This is a genomic window from Aeromonas enterica (assembly GCF_054052465.1).
Genome location: NZ_JBSTYL010000002.1, coordinates 114303 through 137465, shown reverse-complemented (window position 1 = coordinate 137465; position 23163 = coordinate 114303). Strand labels below are relative to the sequence as shown.

General features: G+C 57.1%; 18 protein-coding genes. 17 read left to right on the top strand and 1 reads right to left on the bottom strand.

Annotation, left to right across the window (positions count from 1 at the left end):
* Window positions 1-62 precede the first annotated feature (62 nt).
* From ACW5XD_RS02815 to ACW5XD_RS02790, 6 genes are all read left to right on the top strand, one after another.
* The gene (locus ACW5XD_RS02815) at window positions 63-1673 is read left to right on the top strand and encodes a hypothetical protein (RefSeq protein WP_456493529.1); all 1611 of its coding nucleotides are present in this window, start codon (window positions 63-65) and stop codon (window positions 1671-1673) included.
* Window positions 1670-3016, top strand: a complete 1347-nt coding sequence (locus tag ACW5XD_RS02810) for a hypothetical protein (RefSeq protein WP_456493528.1) — start codon at window positions 1670-1672, stop codon at window positions 3014-3016. Before ACW5XD_RS02815 ends, ACW5XD_RS02810 begins: the two co-directional genes overlap by 4 nt.
* Before the next feature lie 366 nt (window positions 3017-3382).
* On the top strand, window positions 3383-3997 hold the full coding sequence (locus ACW5XD_RS02805) for a hypothetical protein (protein ID WP_456493527.1): 615 nt from the start codon (window positions 3383-3385) through the stop codon (window positions 3995-3997).
* An 11-nt stretch (window positions 3998-4008) separates the two neighbouring features.
* Window positions 4009-4389 carry a hypothetical protein gene (locus ACW5XD_RS02800; RefSeq protein WP_456493526.1) on the top strand — a complete coding sequence of 127 codons (381 nt, stop codon included), beginning with the start codon at window positions 4009-4011 and terminating at the stop codon, window positions 4387-4389.
* Entirely contained in the window at window positions 4389-4625 is a 237-nt protein-coding gene (locus ACW5XD_RS02795; protein ID WP_456493525.1) for a bacteriocin, read from the top strand. The genes ACW5XD_RS02800 and ACW5XD_RS02795 overlap by 1 nt, the downstream gene beginning before the upstream one ends.
* Window positions 4626-4635: 10 nt before the next feature.
* The gene (locus ACW5XD_RS02790; protein ID WP_456493524.1) at window positions 4636-6150 is read left to right on the top strand and encodes a hypothetical protein; all 1515 of its coding nucleotides are present in this window, start codon (window positions 4636-4638) and stop codon (window positions 6148-6150) included.
* A 44-nt stretch (window positions 6151-6194) separates the two neighbouring features.
* Here the strand turns inward: ACW5XD_RS02790 and ACW5XD_RS02785 are convergent, their stop codons facing one another.
* On the bottom strand, window positions 6195-6617 hold the full coding sequence (locus tag ACW5XD_RS02785) for an Arc family DNA-binding protein (protein ID WP_456493523.1): 423 nt from the start codon (window positions 6615-6617) through the stop codon (window positions 6195-6197).
* Between the two features lie 138 nt (window positions 6618-6755).
* Between ACW5XD_RS02785 and ACW5XD_RS02780 the strand changes: the two genes are divergently transcribed.
* The 11 genes from ACW5XD_RS02780 to fabF all read left to right on the top strand — a co-directional run bounded on the left by ACW5XD_RS02780 (window position 6756) and on the right by fabF (window position 23150).
* The gene (locus ACW5XD_RS02780; RefSeq protein WP_456493522.1) at window positions 6756-6920 is read left to right on the top strand and encodes an Arc family DNA-binding protein; all 165 of its coding nucleotides are present in this window, start codon (window positions 6756-6758) and stop codon (window positions 6918-6920) included.
* Between the two features lie 104 nt (window positions 6921-7024).
* The gene (locus ACW5XD_RS02775; protein ID WP_456493521.1) at window positions 7025-7789 is read left to right on the top strand and encodes a phage antirepressor KilAC domain-containing protein; all 765 of its coding nucleotides are present in this window, start codon (window positions 7025-7027) and stop codon (window positions 7787-7789) included.
* Window positions 7790-8049: 260 nt separating this feature from the next.
* On the top strand, window positions 8050-16665 hold the full coding sequence (locus tag ACW5XD_RS02770; protein ID WP_456493520.1) for an LPD38 domain-containing protein: 8616 nt from the start codon (window positions 8050-8052) through the stop codon (window positions 16663-16665).
* A 307-nt stretch (window positions 16666-16972) separates the two neighbouring features.
* Complete coding sequence (yceD, locus tag ACW5XD_RS02765) at window positions 16973-17494, top strand: 23S rRNA accumulation protein YceD (protein ID WP_456493519.1); 522 nt, start codon at window positions 16973-16975, stop codon at window positions 17492-17494.
* A 19-nt stretch (window positions 17495-17513) separates the two neighbouring features.
* The gene (gene rpmF / locus ACW5XD_RS02760; protein ID WP_005311492.1) at window positions 17514-17681 is read left to right on the top strand and encodes a 50S ribosomal protein L32; all 168 of its coding nucleotides are present in this window, start codon (window positions 17514-17516) and stop codon (window positions 17679-17681) included.
* A gap of 9 nt (window positions 17682-17690) precedes the next feature.
* Window positions 17691-18710: a phosphate acyltransferase PlsX gene (gene plsX, locus ACW5XD_RS02755; protein ID WP_456493518.1), complete on the top strand. Its 1020-nt coding sequence runs from the start codon at window positions 17691-17693 to the stop codon at window positions 18708-18710.
* 7 nt (window positions 18711-18717) lie between these two features.
* Window positions 18718-19677, top strand: coding sequence for a beta-ketoacyl-ACP synthase III (locus ACW5XD_RS02750; protein WP_065403598.1), 960 nt, complete (start codon window positions 18718-18720; stop codon window positions 19675-19677).
* A gap of 72 nt (window positions 19678-19749) precedes the next feature.
* Window positions 19750-20685 (top strand): ACP S-malonyltransferase, encoded by a 936-nt coding sequence (gene fabD, locus ACW5XD_RS02745; protein ID WP_456493517.1) that lies wholly within the window; start codon window positions 19750-19752, stop codon window positions 20683-20685.
* 13 nt (window positions 20686-20698) lie between these two features.
* On the top strand, window positions 20699-21433 hold the full coding sequence (fabG, locus tag ACW5XD_RS02740) for a 3-oxoacyl-ACP reductase FabG (RefSeq protein ID WP_456493516.1): 735 nt from the start codon (window positions 20699-20701) through the stop codon (window positions 21431-21433).
* A 157-nt stretch (window positions 21434-21590) separates the two neighbouring features.
* Window positions 21591-21827 carry an acyl carrier protein gene (acpP, locus tag ACW5XD_RS02735; RefSeq protein WP_456493515.1) on the top strand — a complete coding sequence of 79 codons (237 nt, stop codon included), beginning with the start codon at window positions 21591-21593 and terminating at the stop codon, window positions 21825-21827.
* Window positions 21828-21908: 81 nt separating this feature from the next.
* Complete coding sequence (gene fabF, locus ACW5XD_RS02730) at window positions 21909-23150, top strand: beta-ketoacyl-ACP synthase II (RefSeq protein ID WP_456493514.1); 1242 nt, start codon at window positions 21909-21911, stop codon at window positions 23148-23150.
* Window positions 23151-23163 lie beyond the last annotated feature (13 nt).

Here is a 23163-nt window from a genome sequence, read left to right as displayed (position 1 = left end):
TATCCATCATAGCCCTGCTCTTGCGAGTCGGGCTTTTTCATTGCTGCTATATGGAGCACCTTATGCCACTGCTTGATATCGTCACCATGCGTGGGATGGTACCGCGAGTGGCAGATCACCTATTGCCTGACGAGGCGGCTACCCTGGCGCAGGACTGTCACTTTGATCGCGGCGTTGTGTCGCCGTTGATGGATGACCAGCCGGTCGGCATGACTCTGCCGCTGGTACCCAAGACCTTGTTTCACTATTACGGGGAGCACTGGTTTACTTGGAATACGGCGGTTGAGGTGATGCGTTCGCCCATCGCACAAGACCAGTACAATCGGGTCTATTACACCGATGGTGAGTATCCCAAGCTAACCTACGACGCTATCGCGACCAGTGGTGCCAACAAACCGACCACCTGGTATCGGCTGGGGATCCCTGCACCTGCAACGCCCCCCAATATGCAGTCGATTTCGCCGCCAACTGGAGGCGAAGATGATGATCCCACCGATGATGACACCCGTTTTTATGTCGAGACCTATGTCTCGGGCTTGGGGGAGGAGGGCGCGCCAGGCCCGGCCAGTGTCAAGATCACCATCACCATTCCAAATTCAACCGTCGTCGTTGGCCTCTCCGCCGCCCCGACCAACAACAGCAATATCGACCGACGTCGCCTCTATCGCTCTGTGGCAGGGGGCGGGATCGCGGATTATCTGCTGGTTGCAGAGCTCCCTATTTCAACGGTCACCTACAGCGACAGCAAGCAGGATGATGAGCTGGGGCCTGTGCTGGAAACCTATGGCTACACCATACCGCCGGATGGCATGCGGGGTATTTGCCAGATGGCCAACGGCATCTGTGCCGGTTTCATCGGCAACACAGTGCTGTTCTCTGAGCCGTTCCTGCCCTATGCCTGGCCAGATAAGTACAAACTGACCACTGAGCATGACATCGTGGCAGTTGCTGCCATTGAAACGGCATTGGTCGTGGGGACCAAGGGGTATCCCTATCTGTTTCAAGGGGTATCACCCGCCTCGATCACCGGGCAGAAACTGGCGTCAGTACAACAAGCCTGTATCAGCTCGTTGTCGATGGTTGCACTGGACGGTTTGGTTCTCTACGCCGCACCGGATGGGTTGGTGGGCGTCGGGGCTGATGGTGGACGCCTGGTAACAGAAGGCATGATCACCAGAACGCAATGGCAGTTGATCAAGCCGGAGACTATACGGGCCTGGTATCACGAAGGCTGGTATGTCGCCCTGACCGATACACATGGCTTTATCTTCGACCCGATTGCTGGTGATCTGCGATGGTTGTCAGGGCGCTGGGATGCCGCTGTGACGGATATGCAACTCGATGCATTGATGGTAGCCAAGGGCATTGAGCTCTATCAATGGCGAGGCGGGAACACCACCCTGCCGATGGTATGGCGCTCAAAGGTGTTTGTGTTGCCGCCCGGCGTCAGGTTGGGTTGCGCCAGGGTGATCAGTGACGTGATCAACCAATGTCGATTTACGCTGATCATTGACGGGGTGCGCGAATTTTCACTCACCGAAGGCCAGGTCCCTGCGGGTGTATTCCGGTTGCCGCCTTTGCGTGGTAGGCGCTGGCAGGTTGAGGTAGCCGGCACGGCAGTGATAGAACGCATCACCCTGGGCGCCAGTATTGCGGAGGTCGCGGCACAATGAACAAAAGTGCATTTCGCGACAGCGGTACCCTGCAGGGGGTGACCGAGAACATGCAGATCCTGACCGGCCAGCGGGGAGACCGGCTGGATAAGGCACTGACCCTGCGAGACGCTGCTGCCCTTGGCATGATTAACCTGCGTCGCAACGGCAGTGGGGTTGTTGCGCCAGAGTTGCCCCCTGTCGAGCCAACCGATCCTGAGTGGTCTGGTGTACAACCGCCTGTTGCACCGATGACGGTCACCGCTGATGGCGCCTTTCATACCATCACCCTGACGTGGGATATCCCTGCCTACAAGGGGCACTCCTATGCCGAGATATTGCGCGCGGAGGTGGACAACCCGGCAAACGCGGCGGCGATCGGCACGACGCTGGCAAATGTCTACGCTGACGCGGTGGGTAAAGGGTTTGAGGCTTATTACTGGGTTCGATTCATCAATAAAAATGGGCAGGTGGGTCCTCTACATAGCACCGCTGGTGTCTGGGCCAGAACAAACCCTGATGTGGATGAGATCATTGCCTCCGCCACCCGTTTTGCCATCTACAACCCGGCCAAGCCGACCGAGCGAGAGATCATCTTCGGGGTCACCGATGAAGGCACGGTAGCCATTCGTGAAGCGGTGATCAAAGCTGCCACCATCCAGATCATCCATTCCGAGAAGATCACCGCCGACTATGTCAAGGCAGGGGTCAGTATCAGTTCCCCCTTGATCACCGGTGGCCAGATCGATATGGGCAATGCCTTTATGGCGGGTGGATCTGCCGGGTTTGGTCTGGGAGGGCCTTATGCCGCTTGGGATAAAGGTTGGCACAGCATCATCTACAGCGATGGCAGCATCTACACCAATCGCCTGCAAGCCGAGGGCGGCTATGTCAAAAACATGGCCATAGATAACTGTGTGATTGGTGAAGATTGCAAGATATACGGAACGTTGTCAGCAGACCGTATCGTTGGGGATGTAGTCAAAGTCGTTGCCATGGCCAACGCTGCCGACCAGACCATCACCATCCCGGCTTGGAAGCAAGGAAGAATGGTTGTCGTGAATGGCATCGAGATTACGGCTAAAGGGGGGAGTCGCAACTCTGGTGGAGATGCAATGGTTGACTCTGACGCCTCAGCAGAATGCACGATAACGGTGAATGGGCAGGTGCGATCAGTCAGTGTGGCAGCATCAGGGCCGTACTCGGAGAACTACCGTTCTGCGGGAATGGTACTCAATGCTCCCGCCAACGCACCCGTTACGATTCGAGTACAGATCACGGGCCAAGCAGAGCTTGGAGCATCATGGTGGTTCGATATGCTTGGCGCAGTGGTGATGTGTTTTATCCAGGGTGATCAAGTTTAAGATGAAGGGCGCGAATGAGCATGCTCGACGGCTGTTTTTTGGCCCAGAGGGAACACGAATTGAAAACGCCATCCGAAATAGGGTGGCGTTTTTGTTTATACGCGGCCCGGATGGTTTTGTATTAAAACCGGTCGTCGAACGCGGTTTGACGGGCATTTTGGTGTGGGTTGGGTGGGGGGAAGAAGGCGCACCGGAGCGACATTTACCCGAGGTGAAGCGCTTGGCACGCATGATAGGGGCCCGTTGGCTGCGGTTTCACTCTGCGCGCAAGGGTGGCTAAAGGTGGCACCCAAAATGGGGTGGGTGCGTCAGCCGGACGATGCTGATGGCTTGTTGGTTTTCCAGATTGACTTGTGAGGCGATGAGATGGGTAAGGGCGGCTCCAATGAAGTGCCAGAGACCGAAGCACAGAAAGCGTTGGCCGAGGTGGCGATGAAGCAGTGGGACCTCTACAAGACGGAGCTGCAACCATACGAAGATCTCTTCATTGACAAGGTAGATGACCTCAACAGCCAGGGTGAGTACGACAAGCTGGCTGGTACGGCGGCGCTGGGTACTGCGCAGTCCTTTGGAGAGGTGCGTGCAGGGCTGGCAGATTCAATGGCAGCGAGCGGGGTGGATCCGACCAGTGGCAAGTATCAGGCAACGATGAATGAGCTCGAGACTGACCAGGCGCTGAGCCAGACCGACACCGTCAATCGGGCACAGTCCAGCCAGCAAGACAGGTACGTGGCCGGGCTCAAGGATGTTGCCGCCATGGGGCAGGGACAGAAGGCTGAGGCGCTGGAGGGGTACAACAACTTGGCCAACACCAGCCTGAACAAAGCCGCGAATGATGCCCAGAACAAGTTCAACGAGAAGCAGGCCACTCTGGGTTTGGTCGGCGCCATGGGCGGGGCTTACACAGCCCAAACGATGAACACACCTGCCAACAAGAAGATCAGTCCCATCGCCAGCGTGCTGCAAGGCAAGGGCTATTAAGGGGGTAAGCAATGGGAGATGCCGCAGATACCTTCGCCAGGATCACCCGGGAACAATACCAAGACTGGCTGACCCGGTTTTATCCAAAACAGAAGGAGCTGATGGAGTTGGCCACCAACGGCCAGTTGCTGCAAGAGCAACTGGCGCGGGTAGATAGCAACAATGCCAATGCATTGCGCTCAGCCCAGCAGGCAACGGCCAATCGTAATGCGCGTATGGGCGTGGCCGCCATGCAGTCACCCGGTGATAACAGTCAGGATTTGCGCATGGCCTTAATGACAGCGGGAACAGAAAACGGCCTGCGCGAGCAGGAGAAGGCCAGGCAGATGGGCATCCTGACTGGGGCGGATGCCGGGTTGCGTGAAGCTATCCGGGCGGGGGGAGGCATGTAATGGGATTCGGGTTGATAGACATTGGCGCCCAGACTCGCCGCCAGGCATTGCAGGGGATGCAAGATGCGGCACAGCTCGATGAACAGCGCGAGGCGATGAACAAGAGTCTGACGTCGCAACAGAAGCAACTGACGATGACCAACATTGGCACCGGGGCGGCGGTAGGAACCATGGTGATGCCCGGTATCGGTACGGCGATCGGTGCGGGCATCGGGGCCTTGGGCAGTCTTTTTTAAGGAGGAACGCATGGCAGTGATGGGGTTGGCTGACGGCTTTCTGGCCGGTTTCAATACCATGAATATCTATCAGCGTGGTCAGAAGGCTGATGAGCGGGCAGAGAAAGCGCTGAATCTGCGGGATGTGATGTGGCAGAACAATCTGGACCGTCAACGCCAGGCTGATGAACGTTATGCCGATGAGACTGCTTACGCCCGGCAGCGAGACAGTCAGCAGGATGAGCGCGAGGCGCGACGTGATGGCCTCTATGCGGAGCAGGTTCGCTCGTCCATTGCCAGCACCAGGGCGGCAAATGCCCGGGCAGCGCGAGCAGACTCCCGAGCGGAGGAGGAATATCAGTGGCTGAAAGACCGAAAGGAGAAAGAGGCCTACCAGCAAGAGTATCTGCCATTAATCCAGCAGGGTTGGCAACGCATCGCCGAAGGAAACGCCCCCGGCGATGCATTCTGGAAAGTAGTGAGGGATCCGAAAGCGGGCCAGTACAACCCCGAGCGTTACATGGATAGCCAGTATGCCGATGCTGGTAAACGCTTCGTGACCTATGCTGGCGGCTTGATGGGGGATGCCGAGAATGGCAAGTTGGACTGGAACAGCGAGGAGGGGGTCCAGCGGATCAATAACCCCGACTTCCTCAAGGCTGCCGGTACTCTCTACCAAGATGAAATCAAGACCGGCATTGGTGACATAGATCCCAAGACAGGCAAGAGTATCAAGGACAAGTCACTGGGTGCCCTCATGGTGACGCCGGATGGGGCAGGCGTGGTGCTGGGGATCGCGGTGACTTATGACGATGGATCGACAGCTCTGCGACCGGTCACTGAAAATCGGACCTCCCGTGAAGACGATCAGCCCAAGGTGATCCCCATCAGTGACTTTATCGGTACCGGTTACAAGCGAGCAGCGCTTTCCCGTGAAATGGTGGCCAATGCGGATACGATTCGCACTAGCCTTGGCTTAACGCCTGGGGCGGATGTGAAGGGCTACCGCCAGGCCGTTGTGAAGCTGCAGGCAGACACCGAGAAGGCAGTTGGCCAGATCCGTCGTGACAGCATGCTGAGCCAGGAGGAGAAGAAGAGTGCTATCGCTGCAGAGCGAGATGCTGCCCAACAGCAGGCGCTTGAACTACGCGATGTGTTCGGTCTGGAGGCTCGGGCCCCGGCGACCAGTACAGGGGCAGAGCCGTCACCCTCTGGACTGGCGCAATGGGTTGGCAAGGATGCTCTTCGCCGCGAGTTTGTGCAGGAGGCGGGAGCGAATGGGAAGCCAATTGCCGAGCATGCGGATCCGGCTATGCTGGACCAGGTTTACAGCCGCTGGGTTCAGCTGCGACGGGATGGGCAGACAGCCAATTCACTGCGAGGGGGACCCACTCCAACGCCGGTCGCCGAGCAGGATCCCAGGGCTGCCGAGAAGGCTGCACTCAATGCGCTCGTTGCTCCCTTCAAAACGCCCCCTGGCCTCAATAAGTCTCCCGATGGTCTTGCGGCCTATCAAGCGATGAGTCTGGCCCTTGGGCAGAAGTAAGAACAAGTGATCTCTGATCTAACGTGGTGATATTGAATGGCAGTTTATGTGAACTCGATATCCAATGATTCGGCATCCGTGAATGATGCTTTGTAGCCAGCCCTTTCTAACTCAGAGATAACCATTTCGGTTACTTCTTGAAAACGCTCATCGCTTAGTAATTCCAACTCGAAATCACTCAGGTGAACGTACGCTGATTCGTGCCCCAAGCTAACAGCTTTACCAATATCAGCGATAGCACGTTCCAGAATCGTTCTCGGCAGTCTCCTACGGGCGATGCCTGCAAGCTCTTTTGCTCTCTTGGCATCAATCAAAGATGGTGATTGGCTTTGATTCATCAGGCTTAATTCAAGTCTGTTTACTATTTCTGCGGTGAGTGTGCGTCCTGCTTCTGTCGCCTGGGCCTCTAGCTCGTCTTTCAATTCTGACGGGATCCTGACTCTTAGCTGTGGATGCTCTCTACTCATAAATGCTCTCGACGTTCCGTTTGGGATAGTGCACATCAAAATTGTAGTTTTGATTATGCCTCACCGTAGGGTTGACAGAAATGCTCACCGTGAGTACTTTGTTGACATCCTCACGGTGAGGCCTATAGAGGAGGGGGGATGAAGCTAACCAAAGACATGAAACAGTCCAGATTCCGTATCCCGATGGAGTTATTGGAATATTTGAAGAAGCAAGCAGAGACGAACATCAGATCAGTAAATGCTGAGCTGGTAATTCGATTAATGAAGTCAATGGAACAAGACAAAAAGGAAGGGCGTCATTAAAACATGTTGGCTAGATGTAGATGCCAGAAAGAGTTCGGCCTCACCTGTTAGAGCAGCTGAGGCCGAGGAATGTAAACCAAGCAGATAATGATTGGAGTTACGTTATGACTATACAACAGCCGTATCAGCAAGCCAAAGTTTTGGTAGGGCCGCTGAAGAATGGTGGTGATGCCACCATGACCAGCCAGGAGATCGCCGATCTGGTTGGCAGTCGCCACGACAACGTGAAAGTGACTATCGAGCGACTCACCCAAAAAGCCGTTATCCAGCTTCCTGCAATGCAGGATTTCGAAATAATCAATAACTTAGGTTTACCTCGGCTCGTTTCCACCTACATCTTCACCGGCAAGCAGGGCAAGCGCGATTCGCTGATCGTGGTCGCCCAGTTGTGCCCTGAGTTCACCGCCCGTATCGTGGATCGCTGGCAGGAGCTGGAGGAGACGCTGGCACAACCAGATCCGATGGCGGTGTTGAATGATCCGGCATCCATGCGGGGGCTGCTGCTGACCTATACCGAGAAGGTGTTGGTGCTGGAAGAGCAGGTCGAAGGTATGAAGCCTAAGGTGGAGGCGCTGGATCTGATCGCCACTGCCGATGGCTCACTGAACCTGACAGAGGCGGCTAAAGCCTTGCAACAGCCGCCCAAAAAGTTCAATCAGCACCTGAGCAGCCAGCACTGGATTTACAAGCGTGCCGGCGGCAAGCAGTGGCTTGGGTATCAGGACAAGGTGCAGCAGGGCTTGCTCGAGCACAAGGTGACCACAGTGATAATGCCTGATGGGAATGAGCGTCTGTGTGAGCAGGTGCGTATCACCCCAAAGGGACTGACCAAGCTGGCCCAGCAACTCAGTGTGGGTGGTGTGCAATGAGATCAGAACAACTACAGGCTGAGTTATCTGTGCTGCTGGAACAGTTAGATGAGATTGACCTCACTCGACAAGAGCGCGAAAGCTTGGCTAAAACTATCAAGAGGATGATGCCGATAATTCGACAGCCGGTTGAATCTTGCTCTCTCCAGCGTTAGCATCTGCCCAAAGTCGACCAGTCTGTTTATTGGTCAGCATTTCCCAATTCAAGCCCTGAACGGTTCACCGTTCGGGGCTTTTCTTTTTCCATTCTCGAGGACGCCATGGATAAGACCGCAACTACGCTGCCGACGGCGCAGCAAAGTGATACCCGCATGGAAGAGTTCTGGAACAGCCTGGATGCCGGTTTAACTACACCCGCACCGGCGCCGCGCAATCTGGATGTTGGTCTCAGTGACGTTGCTCGTGCTGTTGGTGCTGGCGGTCTTGAACTTGTGGGCGGCATCGGTGAGCTGGCGCGCCAGGCGGGCAATTATGGACGCCAGAATGGCGGCAAGGAGCAGGGGGACTACCTGGAAAATGCTCGTGCGAACCTGGCCAGGAAGTTGGCGCCGGCGCTGGATGTGGTGGCGGGTGCTGGGGAACTGGCTCAATCGGGAGCGGACAGCCTCAAGGAGGGGATGAGCGACGATGCGCAGGAGGCGATGACTCGTAGCCTTGTCAGCGAGTCACCCTCGGGCTCCATCATCTTGGGGGACGGAGCTGGGGATATTGATGTCTGGGCGATGAAAATGGCGCAAGGAGTGGGGTCGCTTATCCCCACGCTGGCGAGTGGCGGGATCACCGGGCTGGCAGCCAAGGCGACGATCAGCCGCATGGTGACCGCCTCCATGATCAAGCGAGGTGCCACGCAAGAGGTGGCGGAAGCTGTTGCGGCCAAGACGGTATCCCGGTTGGCCACTGGAGCAGCAACGACCACAGGGGTAACCGGTTCGGTCGGCGCTGCGGGGGTCAATGCCAGGGATTCTGTGCTGGGCATGAGCTTCGATGAGTTGCGAAACAGCACGACTTTCCGGGATGCCTTCTTGCGTATCGATGCCGATCAGCAGACAGCACATCTCTCCGATAGCGAGAAGCTGCAGATGGCACGCGAAGAAACCGCCAATCTGGCCAGCCAGGCCACCATGGGGGATACCAAGACCTGGGGGGCGGCGGCCGTGGGCACTCTGATGGGTGACACCATGCTGTTCAAAATGCTGGCCGGTAAAGGCGCCGGTGGCGGCGTGCTCAAGGGGATGGGCAAAGGGGCTGCTGGCGAAGGGGCCAGCGAGGCGCTGGAGGAGGGCACCCAGCAGTACAGCGTCAATGAAGCGCTAAATGAGGTTACGGGTGCTGACATAGATCCCATGAAAGGGGCTGTCTCCTCAGCCATCGAGGGCGGCCTTATCGGTATGGGGGTTGGCGGTGCCACTGGCGGTATCGGTGGGCTGCGCGGTGAACGTGGCGAAGTAGTGACCGAAGATCACCAGGCTCAAGATGCTGAATCGACCGTACAAGACCCCGAGCTTGATGAGCAAGTTGAGTCACCGATCACTCCCGAGCCAGAAGCCCCCACAGCGACAGACCAATCCCCGCTTGGCCCAAGCACCGGCCAATTCGACGAACTGCGCGACGTACCGGCCTACCTGCGTCGCGATGAAACCGCCGATCGTTTCAAGGGGTTGGCCGCAGATAGCGAGGTACAGCGTGCGCTGGCTGGTGATTTCGGCCCGTCAGTGCAAGAGCTTGTTGCTGCTCAGATGCAGGGTGGAGAACAAGGAAAGAGCTTGTATGAACGAGCCCAGTCTCACGAGCTGGGGGCAGACCCCTTTGCCGGCAACAAAAGTGCGCTGGAGCTTGCTGCAGAGGGACCAAAACCGAAAGCGTTGAGGGCACCGACTGAACAAGAACGCGAGATAGAGGGGTATCGGCAGGCCGCAGAGCTGAAGCAACAAGAGGCACTCGCTCAACGCGATGTGTTGCAGAGCGCCACTTTTGAGCCAGGCACTGAGTCGCAGTATGCTGCAGAGGCTGCTGCGCAGGTCCGTGATCAAGCGATTTCGCAAGCTGGAAGTGAGACAGAGTCGGTGTTTGGCCCGCTCAAATCCTTACGCATTACCCGCAAAGGCAAGCCGTTTGCCAGCGAGAAAGAAGCCCAACTTGCCAGCCACAAAGGCAAAGAAATCCCTGTACCGCTCAATGGTGGCGGTTTCGGGGTCGCCAAAATTGCCGAGGTGGAGCAAGCAAAGGCCGCGCAACTGGGCGATGCAGTTACCGGCCAGCCACAAACGGAGGTGAGCAATGAGCCTGTTACCCAAGTACCTGCAATCAGCAGTGAGCGACAAGGTGATCAGCCTGGAGCAAGCCCATCAACTGCAGCGGGTATTGAGCCAGCCACTGCCGAACACGCCAGACGAACTGGATCCGGAGATACAGCAGACCTCACTCCTGCTCTACCTGCACCAGACGGACCACCGAGTGATGATCCGACACTGACGACAGCCCCGGCCACTGATGCCGGGGTTGTTGTTTCTGGGACTGCCACATCTGCACCCGCACCATGGGCTGAGGCCATTGACAACCCTGATGGCACCATCACTCTGAAAGGTGATCTGCCGTTGATCAAGCGCTGGGCCAAGGAGGCTGGCGTGAAGGTGATCCCCGGCAAAGGGGGGCTGGTCGTGGCCAAGTCATCGGTCGCCAAGGTAAGAGAGTTGTTCCCCGCAACAGCCCGCGAGCCGAAGCAGCAGATTGAGGCCGCACGCGAAGAGGTGGCGCCAGCGCCCACCGATGCGCAGAAGGAAGCTGGCAATTACAAGAAGGGCCACCTCAAACTGCAAGGTGTCGACATCACGTTGGAAAACCCGAAGGGGTCTGTCCGTTCAGGTGTGGATCGGGATGGCAGGGCCTGGCAATCGACCATGGCGCACGACTATGGCTACATCAAACGCACCGAGGGGGCTGATGGTGATCAGCTTGATGTGTTCATTGGTGATCAGCCTGATAGCGCCACTGTCTATGTGGTGGACCAAGTTGATCCAAAGACAGGCAAGTTTGACGAACACAAGGTGATGATGGGCTTTGTTGATGAACAGGCCGCCAGAGTCGGTTACCTGGCTAACTACGAGACGGGATGGCAGGGGCTGGGGTCCATCAAGGCCATGCCAGTAGCAGAGTTTAAGCGCTGGATGAAGGAGGGGGATACCACCAAACCGGTGGTGGCAGATAAAACAGAGCCACAGAAAAAGATAACCGATTTTGGCGAGAAAATTGGCGGGGCACGCAAGGATACCTGGGCAGCGTATCGCGACACCATCGAAGGGGTGAACGCAGAGCAGATCAAGACATTGCCCTTATCCAAGTCATGGCCCGCACCGGACTACGACAGGCTGATTGAGTCTGGGGTTGATCGCCATGCGGTTGCCATTGCCAGGGCCGCTCGTGATGCCATTCCAGCCAAGCCTCGTGTCAGTTACAAGGTCGGCAACTGGGCGCAGGCTGTTAAGTCGTTGCGCGATATGTCTCTTGGCTTGATGGATGGCGCCATTGATGCCGATGCGGCAAACCGCGTGATATCGAGCGTCAACCTGCGTAGTGCCCATGCCATTCATAGCAGAGCAGAGCTGTACCTGGCGGTCGGTCACCAACGAAGCCTCTCTGATCTCGAGCTCAGCTTGGGCAGTTACAGCCTGTACGAGGGGGTGAAATACAATCCACCCAAGGGGATCTGGACCATCAGCAGGGAGGGCAAGTCGGGCGCCTTTGGCGGCTGGCCACGCAATATCGTATCCGGATCGAGCAAAGCCGAGGTGATTGCTGAATTCAAACGTCGTTACGACCAGCTGACGCAAGCGAACAGTAAACCCAAAGCAATCTCGTTCTCCATCTACAGTCGCCGTCATGGCCAAGGTTGGATCGTCGGTAAGAAAGTCGGCCGCAACTATCTGGATCTGACAGCCGAATTTGAGCGTGCCAGCGATGCCAGGAAGTACCGGGATGAACACTATGACGAGCTGGTCAGCAAGCTGGACATGGCCAAGAAGATCCCGCATGAACGCCGTGATATCAACCAACCCCGAGTGGGCGAGGACATGCGAGGCGGGGCCGATGTCTCGCCTGAGCTGTTTGGCCAGGCTTTTGGCTTTCGAGGCGTGGAGTTTGGTAACTGGGTGGCGCAGGGGCGCCGTCAACGCGACCTGAATGATGCTTATGATGCGCTGATGGATATGGCGGCGGTGCTCGAGATATCTCCCAAGGCACTGTCACTCAATGGTGAACTGGGCTTGGCCTTTGGCGCCAGGGGAGCCGGCGGGATTAACCCGGCGGCAGCACATTACGAGCCCGGCAAGGTGGTGATCAACCTTACCAAAATGAATGGTGCAGGGTCATTGGGCCATGAGTGGTGGCATGCCCTGGATAGCTACTTCGCCAGGATGCGAAAAGACCCAAGCGGGATGATGACCGAGGCTCAGGATGTCTCACTGGCGGCTCGCGCAAGCCCGTTTATCCATCGTGGCGCCGTGCGTAAAGAGATGATAGAGGCATTCGGTGCCGTCAACCGAGCCATCAAGCAAACCGCACTCAAGGAACGGTCGCGCAAGCTGGATGACAAACGTAGCAAAGCGTACTGGACCACCGATCGGGAGTTGAGCGCGCGGGCGTTCGAGTCGTACCTGATTGCCAAACTGCAAGACCAGGGGGCCAGCAATGACTACCTGGCCAACATTGTCAGTGAAGCCGCCTGGGATGCAGAGGCATCGTTGGGAATTCGCCTGGATGGAAGTTATCCCTATCCCACGGCTGGGGAAATTCCGGCAATCCGTTCTGGGTTCGATCAGTTCTTCGACACCATTGAAGAGCGTGAAGAGGGCGATCGCAGGATCCTCTTCTCCAAACAGGGAATGGCGCAAGGCGCGCGGCCTGCCAAGCACCTGACCAAGAAAGAAGTCGAGTTGGTGACCAAGCTCTGGTTCAAGCAATACCGGGGGGCGGCCCGGATCCAGGTGCAAGTCCATGCCACCCAGACTGAACTTGAAAAGGCACTGGGCCTGGATACCCGGGAAGGACTGCTCCGCCGAGCAGCCTTCGATGATGACACTGATACCCTGCACATCGCCGCCGACACCATTTCCACACCGAAACGGATGCGTGAGATCTTGCGCCATGAGGTGCTTGCCCACTATGGCTTGGCCAACGTATTGGGGATAGGTGAATACACCCGGTTGATAAGCCGCCTTGTTCAATCACGGCAATCCCCCAGCATGAAGGCAGTCTGGGATTGGGTGAACACACATTACGCGGATGAGGACATCGGTACCCAGGCAGAAGAGGTGGTCGCCCATCTGGCTGAACTGGAGCCCACCGCCTGGCGCCGTGGCTGGGACCAGGTGGTGGCCTGGGTCATCCGTGCTCTGCGTGCTGTCGGTGTTGTGGCGGATGGTATCACTGCAGCCGAAACGCGTACCTTGGTGGAGGGGCTGGGTAAGAAGCTGAGGCACCCTGGCCAAGATCGCATGGGGGCTGATGGTGGTCGGTTATGGTTCAATGCTGAACGCACGCCTTGGAAAGCGGGCTTCCCTGAAGTCATATTGCACGGCCGGCTTGCCGATGCGACCAGCCATCCTGATTACAAGGCCGCCAAGGGGGGCGATGATGCTGCTGCCCGGCGGTTGGTCCATGATGTGCTTTCTCCCGATGCCATCAAGCAACTCAAAGGGTTAATCGGCGATCGTTCGGCCATCGCCCTCGGAGTGCATGCCGAGGAGGCAGTGAGTCGCAACGCGATCCCTCAAGCAATGGCTGATGTGCTGGGTAGCGTGCTAGGTATCGATGTAGATGTGGACGTTGTGCAGGCGGCAAAGGTGGGACGTACCGCGCAGGATGGTTTTGGCCGGCTGGCCAATCAGCCGAACTTTGATGGTCCGGTCAGGACCGACAAACCCTATCTCATCATGGATGACACCCTGACCCAGGGCGGCACCCTGGCCAACCTCAAGGGGTATATCGAGCACCGGGGCGGAGAGGTGCTGGCGGCGACGGCATTGACCGGCAAGCAGTATTCCGCCAAAATTGCCATAGATAGCTCAACTCTTGAGCGACTGCGAGACCAGTATGACGGCACAGGCCTTGAAGCGTGGTGGCAAAACCGATTCGGCTATGGCTTCGACTCTCTCACCGAGTCAGAAGCCCGTTACCTCCTTCGTGCCCAGGATGCTGACAAAGTCCGAGATCGAGTCACTGCGGCAGGACAAAAAGCGTCGACACGAAGCGAACATGAAAGCCCTCGAGACGATGGATCTCTCCCGCCTGATGGTCTGAAATTCAGCCAGACCAGTACCGTCGCCGACAAGGCGATGGAAAAGCTCAATCTGGGCCCCAAGCCCGACATCATAGGTAAGACCAAAACCAACCTGAACAAGCTACGCCAGGTAGACCGCGGCGTGGTCAGTTCATGGATAGATCGCGTCATCAAGAAGACCAACACTGAGGTGCTAGACGCCCTGGCCCCCATCAAATATGCGGAAGAAGCCGCTGGTATCACCGAGGCTGCCGACTCTGGATATGTGGCCGCGCGCATGGCCACTGGCGCAGCCTCCACCATGCAAGCGACGATGCTCTACGGGCTGCCAGAGTGGAAAGACGGGGTGATCCAGCGAAAGGCTGGTACTGGTGAAAATGATGCCCTGTTGGGCATTTTTTCTGACCTTGGAAAAGACCTGCACAACTGGCTGGGCTGGATGGCAGGGCACCGGGCTGAAATCCTGATGGGGCAGGGACGTGAGAACCTGCTGAGCGAGAAGGACATTGCTGCCCTCAAGGGGCTGAGCAAGGGCAAAGAGAAGGCATTCATTGACGCCAAGGCGCGCTGGAACCGGCTCAATGCCGCCACTCTGGATTTGGCACAAGAGGCGGGCCTCTTCACTAAAGAGGCGAGGGCCGAGTTCGAAAGCGAGTGGTACATCCCCTTTTTCCGTGAGTCGGAGGATGGCGATGTGCTGGCACCATTCAAGTCGAAGGGGATTGCCAATCAGAGCGCCGGTATCAAGAAGCTCAAGGGCGGTGAAGCCAATACCAACGATCTGCTGGAGAACATTTTCACCTCGACCGCCAAGTTGATCGATGCGTCGATGAAGAATATGGCGGCGCAAAAGACGGTCTGGAACTTGGCTGATACCAGCCTTATCGAGGTAGTGGCCAAGCCCAACATGATGGACTGGCGTGCCCTCAAGGGTGGGAAAGACCTTATCACCGTCAAGATTGATGGGGAGGACTATATGATCCGGGTCGAGGATCCAGACCTTTATCGCGCCATGACCTTCTTCGATCGCCAGCCGTTTGGCGCCATGGTTAACCTGGCCGCCAAGGCCAAGCGTCTGCTGACGGCAAGCGTCACCGCCTCGCCTGAGTTTATGCTGCGCAACTTCTTGCGCGATTCCCTTTCCAGCTGGGTGATCAGCAAGGACGGCTTCAAGCTGCTGCTTGACTCCATCAAGGGGGTAAAGGAGACCCTGGCGATGGATGGCAGTACCATCGATGTGATGTTCAGTGGTGGCAGCTTTCTGGGAGGGTATGTCAATGGCAACGACCCGGGGGCGATGGCCGATACAGTACGCAAGTCACTGCGTCGTAAGGGCATGACGCCAGAGCAGATAGCGCGCTATGAGAAGTCCATCATCCGTAATACCGCCCATGCAAAGGGGGTCATTGCCAACGTCTGGGAGAAGTACAACAGGCTTGGTGAAGCGCTTGAGAATGCCAACCGCGAGGCGGTCTATGATGCCGCGATCAAGGCAGGCAAGAGTCACGCTCAAGCCGCGTTCGAATCGAAGGACTTGATGGACTTTTCCATGTTGGGGGCGTCCCGCACCATGCAGGCATTGGTACAGGTTCTGCCTTTCTTCAACGCACGGGTGCAGGGACTGGGCAAGCTGACCCGGGAACTACGCGACAACCCGCGTGAAATCGCCAAGCGGGCGGGCATGATCACCGCTGCCAGTCTGGCCTTGCTGGCATGGAACTGGGATGAGGAGCGCTATGAGGAGTTGCCAGATTGGGACAAAGATACCAACTGGCACTTCTTCCTTGGTGAACAGCACTGGCGTATTCCCAAGCCCTTCGAGATCGGAGTGCTATTCGGTACCATCCCGGAGCGGATGGTGCGCGCCATGGGTGGTCAAGACTCGGGTGCTCAGTTTGGGAAAGCTGTTGCGCGAGCCCTTGGCGAGACATTCGCCCTGAACCCCATCCCCCAGCTCTTCAAACCGGTGGCGGAGTCGTACTTCAACTACGACTCCTTCCGTGGAGGGCCTATCGAGAATGTCCAAGAGTTAAGTGTGCGGGCAGACGCACGTTACAACGAGCAGACCAGCTTGTTGATGCGCGAACTGGGCAAGTTGTCAGGCTTTTCTCCCAAGCAGTTGGAGCACCTGGTGATTGGCTACACCGGCACCATGGGCAGTTATGTGATGGCTGCGGCCGACGGCTTGATCCGGGCTGCCCGTCCAGGCGAGTCAGCAAGCTGGCGTGCCGATGAGATCCCTCTGGTGAAAGCCGTATATCGCGGTACCGGGCCGGCCAAGTCCACCCAGCATATGGAAGAGTTTTACCGGATGCTGAACGAGGTGAACCAGCTCAAACGCACGGTGGACCAATACCGCAGCGAAGGGCTGAGTGATAAGGTCAATGAGTTGCTGGAAGAGCAGGGGGGGATCTTGAAGTCTCGCCGTAGCTTGAGTGGCACCCAGCAGCAGATCCGCGTGATACGGAACAAGATAGAGCTGATCCAGCGCGACCGCACCATGGATGCGGAAGAGAAGCGCCAGCGCATTGATGCAATGTTGTCCCGTCGTAATGATTTTGTTTATCAGGCTGTAAACAAAAACAGGCGCTTCTGGGAATAATGTGTCAAAAGGTCGAATTAAGGCGAATGTCTTGGGGCAAATTTGGGGCATTTTTGGGGCAAAACAGAAGAGGAAATGGGGGTCAATGAGGGGGAGGCGTGGTCGCGTTGTGGGTGAAAATGAGGCTGCAGGCCTTATCTCTACTGAATTCATACAGGATCCAGTGTTGGATCCTGCCGTTTGTGGCATAATCAGCTACCGATGAGAACAAGTCCCGGCATCTCAGGGACTTGTATGGTTAAAATCATCGGCGGTAAGGACTTTTTCCTTTGACTATCAGTTGTTGGACCTATAATATTCGCGCCCTATGCAAAAGGTGAAGTTGCCCGTTAAGGTTGATCCAGTCCGTAATGCCTTGAAGCTGCTCGACTATGTCGGGATAGTGGAAAAGTCGCAGATGCCCAGGCTGGAAGCATCAACCGCAGGCTTGCAGAGTGATGTAGATGTATCACTGCACTTTGGCAAAGATGTCCAGAAGTTGACCGTTATGAAAGGCACTGCCCATGCCAAGGTTGACCTGGTTTGCCAGCGTTGTGGAGATACATTCGAATACCTTTGTGAAGCTGATTTTATCTACACTCCGCTGTTTGAAAAAACAAACGAGGAAGAACTGCCGGAAGCTTATGAGCCCATTGAGTTGGACGAAAACGGCGAGATAGATCTTCATCAAATCCTGGAGGATGAACTCATTCTCTCGTTGCCTCAGGTGGCGATGCATCCGATGGATGCTTGCCCGCGCGGTAACATGGAGATGACTTGGGGTGATATCGAACCTGCTGATGAGCGGCCGAATCCCTTTGCAGTTCTTGAAGAGCTTAAACGTAAGTGAATCTAGGAGTTAGCCTACAATGGCCGTACAACAGAACCGTAAAACCCGTGCCAAGCGTGGCATGCGTCGTTCACACGATGCGCTGACCAGTGCAGCTCTGACTGTTGATCAGACCAGTGGTGAAATTCATCGTCGTCACCACGTGACTGCCGATGGTTTCTACCGCGGTAAAAAGGTAATCGCTTAAGGATTGCCTTTGTCTACGCAAACTGTCGCGCTAGACATAATGGGGGGAGATATTGGCCCCTCGGAAACAGTGCCTGCCGCCGTGCAGGCACTGTCTCTTTTGCCCCAGCTAAAACTGATCCTGGTCGGTGATCAACACCAGACTACCTCCTTGTTGCAGCAACATGGCTTGCTGACTCATCCTCGCGTTCGTTTCGTACATGCATCCCAGGTGGTTGGCATGGGCGACAAGCCGATCGTGGCGCTGCGTACCCTGAAAGACTCCTCCATGCGGGTTGTGCTCAATCTGGTGAAAGCCGGTGAGGCCGATGCCTGCGTCAGTGCCGGCAATACCGGTGCCCTGATGGCCATGGCCAAGTGCGTGCTCAAATCCCTGCCCGGCGTCGACAGACCCGCGCTCATCAAGGCGCTGCCGACCTTGAGCGGCAAGCGTACCGTGATGCTGGATCTGGGGGCGAACGTGAGCTGCGATGCCGACACCCTGCTGCAGTTTGCGGTGATGGGCTCAGTGGTGGCCGAGAAGGTGGAAGGCATCGCCTTTCCCCGGGTCGCCTTGCTCAACGTGGGGGAGGAGGAGATCAAGGGCAACGATCTGGTGCGTCACAGCGCCGAGCTGCTGAGTCAGTGCCGTGCGCTCAATTTCGTCGGCTTCGTCGAGGGGGATCGCATCTTCAGCGGCGAGTGCGATGTGATTGTCTGCGACGGTTTTGTCGGCAATGTCGCCCTCAAGACGGCGGAAGGTGTGGTACGGATGATGGCCCAGCTGGCCGGATATCCCCGCAAGAAACGCAGTTTTCTTGGTCGTATCGCCGGATTTATGTTCAAACGACGTTTTTCTTACCTGAACCCCGACCAGTATAACGGCGCAAGTCTGTTAGGATTGCGCGGCATTGTGGTAAAAAGCCATGGGCGGGCCGAACGGCGCGCTCTGTGTAATGCGATCCTGCTGGCCGCACAAGAGGCCAAGCATCAACTTCCATTGCAAATAGCAGATCGCCTTGAATCTGTCTTTTCCGACAGGGATCTATAAGAACTCTATGCATAGCAAAATTCTGGGTACTGGCAGTTATCTGCCGAGTTCAGTGCGTACCAACGCCGATCTCGAGCAAATGGTTGAAACCAGTGATGAGTGGATCGTGGAACGTACCGGGATCCGTGAACGCCGTATTGCCGGTGCCGACGAAACCGTCGCCACCTTGTCTCACCAGGCCGCCTTGCGCGCCCTGGATGCTGCGGGTCTGACCGCAGCCGATCTCGACATGATAGTGCTGGCCACCACCAGCGCCGAGAACGCCTTTCCGGCCGCCGCCTGTGAGCTGCAGGGTCTGCTCGGCGTGCCCGGCATCCCCGCATTTGATGTGGCCGCCGCCTGCGCCGGTTTCACCTATGCGCTCTCCATCGCCGATCAGTTCGTCAAATCCGGCGCCGCCCGCCATGTGCTGGTCGTCGGTGCCGATGTGCTGTCCCGCATGTGCGATCCGCAAGATCGCGGCACCATCATCATTTTCGGGGATGGTGCCGGCGCCGTGGTGATCGGGGCCAGCGAAACGCCAGGGATACTGTCGACCCACCTCCATGCCGATGGCCGTTATGGTGATCTGCTCAAGCTGCCACACCCTCGTCGTGGCATGCCGGGTGCCGAGCTCGAAGCCTACATGTATATGAAAGGCAACGATGTGTTCAAAGTGGCGGTAACTCGCCTGAGCGAGCTGGTGACCGAAACCCTGGCCGCGGCTGGTGTCGAGCCGAGCGAGCTCGACTGGCTGGTGCCGCACCAGGCCAACTTCCGCATCATCAGCGCGACCGCCAAGAAGCTCGGCATGAGCCTCGACAAGGTGGTGCTGACTCTCGACAAGCACGGCAACACCTCTGCCGCCTCCGTGCCCATCGCCTTCGATGAAGGGGTGCGCGACGGCCGGATCAAACCGGGCCAACTGGTGCTGCTGGAGGCCTTCGGCGGTGGTTTTGCCTGGGGCTCGGCGCTGGTTCGCCTCTGATCTCCAGCGGGATGGGGTCCTGCACCATTCCGCGACCGATTTCGTTTTCGTCTTACCTTAAAGGAATCAATGATGACCCAATTTGCCATTGCCTTCCCGGGACAAGGCTCCCAAACCGTCGGCATGCTGGCCGAGCTGGCCGAGCAGCACGCCGTGATCAAGGAAACCTTCGCCGAGGCGAGCCAGGTGCTGGGTTATGACCTGTTTGCCCTGGTGATGGATGGTCCGCTTGAAGATCTGAACAAGACCTGGCGTACCCAGCCGGCGCTGCTGACCGCCTCCGTCGCTCTCTGGCGTCTGTGGCAACAGCAGGGGGGGGCAACTCCCGCCGTCATGGCCGGTCACAGTCTGGGGGAATACTCCGCCCTGGTGTGTAGCGGTGCCTTGGCCTTTACTGATGCCGTCAAACTGGTTGAATTGCGTGGTCTGGCCATGCAGGAAGCTGTACCGGAAGGGACTGGCGCCATGGCCGCCATCATAGGTCTGGACAACGAGGCCATTGCCGCCAACTGTGAAAAAGCGGCGCAAGGTCAGGTCGTGTCCCCGGTCAACTTCAACTCCCCGGGTCAGGTGGTGATCGCCGGTCACAAGGAAGCGGTTGAGCGCGCCAACGTCTTGATGAAAGAGTCTGGCGCCAAGCGTGCGCTGCCGTTGCCAGTCTCCGTACCCTCCCACTGTGCCCTGATGAAACCGGCGGCAGAAAAACTGGCGGCTGCGCTGGACGGGATCGAGATCAAGGTTCCAACCATCGCAGTCATCAATAATGTCGACGTGTCCTGTGAACAGGATCCGGCCGCCATCAAGCAGGCCTTGGTGCGTCAGCTGTTCAGTCCGGTCCGTTGGTCCGAGACGGTGGAGCGGATGGCCAATGAAGGTGTCACCCTCGAGATCGAGATGGGGCCGGGCAAGGTATTGACCGGGCTGGCCAAGCGCATCGACAAGCGCGTGGAAGGCATTCACGCCAACGATGCCGCCTCTTTCGAGCTGGCGCTGGCCCAGTCCAAGTAAACAGGAGCAGATCATGAGTTTTACCGATAAGGTTGTGTTGGTGACCGGTGCCAGTCGTGGCATCGGCCGGGCGATTGCCGAAACATTTGCGGCCCGTGGCGCAAAAGTCGTCGGCACTGCGACCAGCGAGAGCGGCGCAGCGGCGATCAGCGCCTATCTGGGCGAGCAGGGATGCGGCATGGCACTGAACGTGACCAGTCCGGAATCCATCGAAACTGTTTTTGCGGCCATCAAGGCGCGCTTTGGCGAGATCGACATTCTGATCAACAATGCCGGCATCACCCGCGACAACCTGTTGATGCGCATGAAAGATGATGAGTGGAATGAAATCATCGACACCAATCTCACCTCTCTGTATCGTCTGAGCAAGCCAGTATTGCGCGCCATGATGAAGAAGCGTCATGGCCGGATCATCAGCATCGGCTCAGTGGTCGGTACCATGGGCAATGCTGGCCAGGTCAACTATGCTGCCGCCAAGGCGGGTCTGGTTGGCTTTACCAAATCGTTGGCACGGGAAGTGGCATCCCGTGGTATCACAGTGAATGCGGTTGCGCCCGGTTTCATCGAGACCGACATGACCCGTGCCCTGAATGACGATCAACGTGCTGGCATCATGAATCAGGTGCCTGCTGCCCGTTTGGGCGATCCAAAAGAAATTGCCGCAGCTGTGGTATTCTTGGCGTCTGATGACGCCGCCTATATCACTGGCGAAACCCTGCATGTTAATGGCGGGATGTACATGGTGTAATCAATTTGTCGTGAGATCTGTTCAAATTTGCGATAGTACGCCGAAGTTTGGCGAATTTCGTGGTTTGACCAGCGGCAAGCTACTTGCAAACTCACGTCAATTGAATAAACTACCCCAACCAGACGCAATAGCGTATTTTTAAAGGAAAATTCAGGTCATGAGCAACATCGAAGAACGCGTAAAGAAAATCATCATCGAACAACTGGGTGTTAAAGAGGAAGACGTTAAAAACTCTGCCTCCTTCGTCGACGACCTGGGCGCTGACTCTTTGGATACCGTTGAACTGGTAATGGCGCTGGAAGAAGAATTCGATACCGAAATTCCTGATGAAGAAGCCGAGAAGATCACCACTGTTCAAGCGGCTATCGATTACATCACCGCTAATCAGGAATAAGTTCCTGTTCTGAAAGAAGCGGCCCAAGGGCCGCTTCTTTTATGTTTACCCCTTTCAAAATAGCTCTCGGAGACTAGCTCAGTGTCAAAACGCAGAGTCGTAGTGACCGGCCTGGGGATGCTTTCCCCGGTGGGCAACACTGCCGAATCCAGCTGGCAAGCCCTGCTCAACGGGCAGAGCGGCATTTCTCCCATCGAACACTTTGATGCCAGCGAGTTTGCGACCCGTTTCGCAGGCCAGGTCAAAGAGTTTGATCCCGAACAGTACGGTATCAACCGCAAAGAAGCCCGCAAGATGGATCTCTTCATCCAGTATGGCGTGGCAGCGGGGATCCAGGCACTGGATGACTCGGGTCTGGTAATCAACGAAGAGAACGCAGAACGGGTTGGCGTAGCCATCGGTTCCGGCATCGGCGGTCTGGGTCTGATCGAACAGAACCACAGCAGCCTGATCAACGGTGGCCCGCGCAAGCTGAGCCCCTTCTTCGTACCGTCCACCATCATCAATATGGTGTCCGGTCATCTCTCCATCATGAAGGGACTGCAAGGCCCCAACATAGCCGTGACCACCGCCTGTACCACGGGTACCCATGCCATCGGCACGGCCAGCCGCATGATCGCCTACGGTGATGCGGACGTGATGGTGGCCGGTGGTACCGAGAAAGCCTCCACCCCGATGGGGATGGGCGGTTTCGCGGCGGCCAAGGCGCTCTCTACCCGCAACGACGAGCCGCAAAAGGCAAGCCGTCCGTGGGACAAGGATCGCGACGGTTTCGTGCTGGGGGACGGCGCCGGTGTGCTGGTACTGGAAGAGTACGAACACGCCAGGGCCCGCGGCGCCAAGATCTATGCCGAGCTGGTTGGCTTTGGCATGAGTGGCGACGCCTACCACATGACGGCACCGCCCGCTGACGGCAACGGCGGCGCGCGCGCCATGAAGAACGCCATCAAGGATGCCGGCATTGCCCCCGAGCAGATTGGTTATATCAATGCTCACGGCACCTCCACCCCGCTGGGGGATGTGGCCGAGCTGCGCGGCATGAAGCAGGTGTTTGGCGAACATGCCAGCGCCCTGATGATCAGCTCCACCAAGTCCATGACCGGCCATCTGCTGGGTGCGGCAGGCGCGATCGAAGCCATCATCACAGTGCTGGCGCTGCGCGATCAGGTGGCACCGCCCACCATCAATCTGGATAACCCGGATGAAGAGTGTGATCTGGATCTGGTGCCTCACGTGGCCAAGGCCGGCCACTTCGAGTATGCCCTCTCCAATTCCTTCGGTTTTGGTGGCACCAATGGCTCACTGATCTTCAAACGCGTATAATTCGCCTCAGGGC

Coding starts and splice junctions, on each gene's coding strand:
- ACW5XD_RS02815 (WP_456493529.1), top strand. CDS start 63: ATGCCACTGCTTGATATCGTCACCATGCGTGGGATGGTACCGCGAGTG.
- ACW5XD_RS02810 (WP_456493528.1), top strand. CDS start 1,670: ATGAACAAAAGTGCATTTCGCGACAGCGGTACCCTGCAGGGGGTGACC.
- ACW5XD_RS02805 (WP_456493527.1), top strand. CDS start 3,383: ATGGGTAAGGGCGGCTCCAATGAAGTGCCAGAGACCGAAGCACAGAAA.
- ACW5XD_RS02800 (WP_456493526.1), top strand. CDS start 4,009: ATGGGAGATGCCGCAGATACCTTCGCCAGGATCACCCGGGAACAATAC.
- ACW5XD_RS02795 (WP_456493525.1), top strand. CDS start 4,389: ATGGGATTCGGGTTGATAGACATTGGCGCCCAGACTCGCCGCCAGGCA.
- ACW5XD_RS02790 (WP_456493524.1), top strand. CDS start 4,636: ATGGCAGTGATGGGGTTGGCTGACGGCTTTCTGGCCGGTTTCAATACC.
- ACW5XD_RS02785 (WP_456493523.1), bottom strand. CDS start 6,617: ATGAGTAGAGAGCATCCACAGCTAAGAGTCAGGATCCCGTCAGAATTG.
- ACW5XD_RS02780 (WP_456493522.1), top strand. CDS start 6,756: ATGAAGCTAACCAAAGACATGAAACAGTCCAGATTCCGTATCCCGATG.
- ACW5XD_RS02775 (WP_456493521.1), top strand. CDS start 7,025: ATGACTATACAACAGCCGTATCAGCAAGCCAAAGTTTTGGTAGGGCCG.
- ACW5XD_RS02770 (WP_456493520.1), top strand. CDS start 8,050: ATGGATAAGACCGCAACTACGCTGCCGACGGCGCAGCAAAGTGATACC.
- yceD (WP_456493519.1), top strand. CDS start 16,973: ATGCAAAAGGTGAAGTTGCCCGTTAAGGTTGATCCAGTCCGTAATGCC.
- rpmF (WP_005311492.1), top strand. CDS start 17,514: ATGGCCGTACAACAGAACCGTAAAACCCGTGCCAAGCGTGGCATGCGT.
- ACW5XD_RS02750 (WP_065403598.1), top strand. CDS start 18,718: ATGCATAGCAAAATTCTGGGTACTGGCAGTTATCTGCCGAGTTCAGTG.
- fabD (WP_456493517.1), top strand. CDS start 19,750: ATGACCCAATTTGCCATTGCCTTCCCGGGACAAGGCTCCCAAACCGTC.
- fabG (WP_456493516.1), top strand. CDS start 20,699: ATGAGTTTTACCGATAAGGTTGTGTTGGTGACCGGTGCCAGTCGTGGC.
- acpP (WP_456493515.1), top strand. CDS start 21,591: ATGAGCAACATCGAAGAACGCGTAAAGAAAATCATCATCGAACAACTG.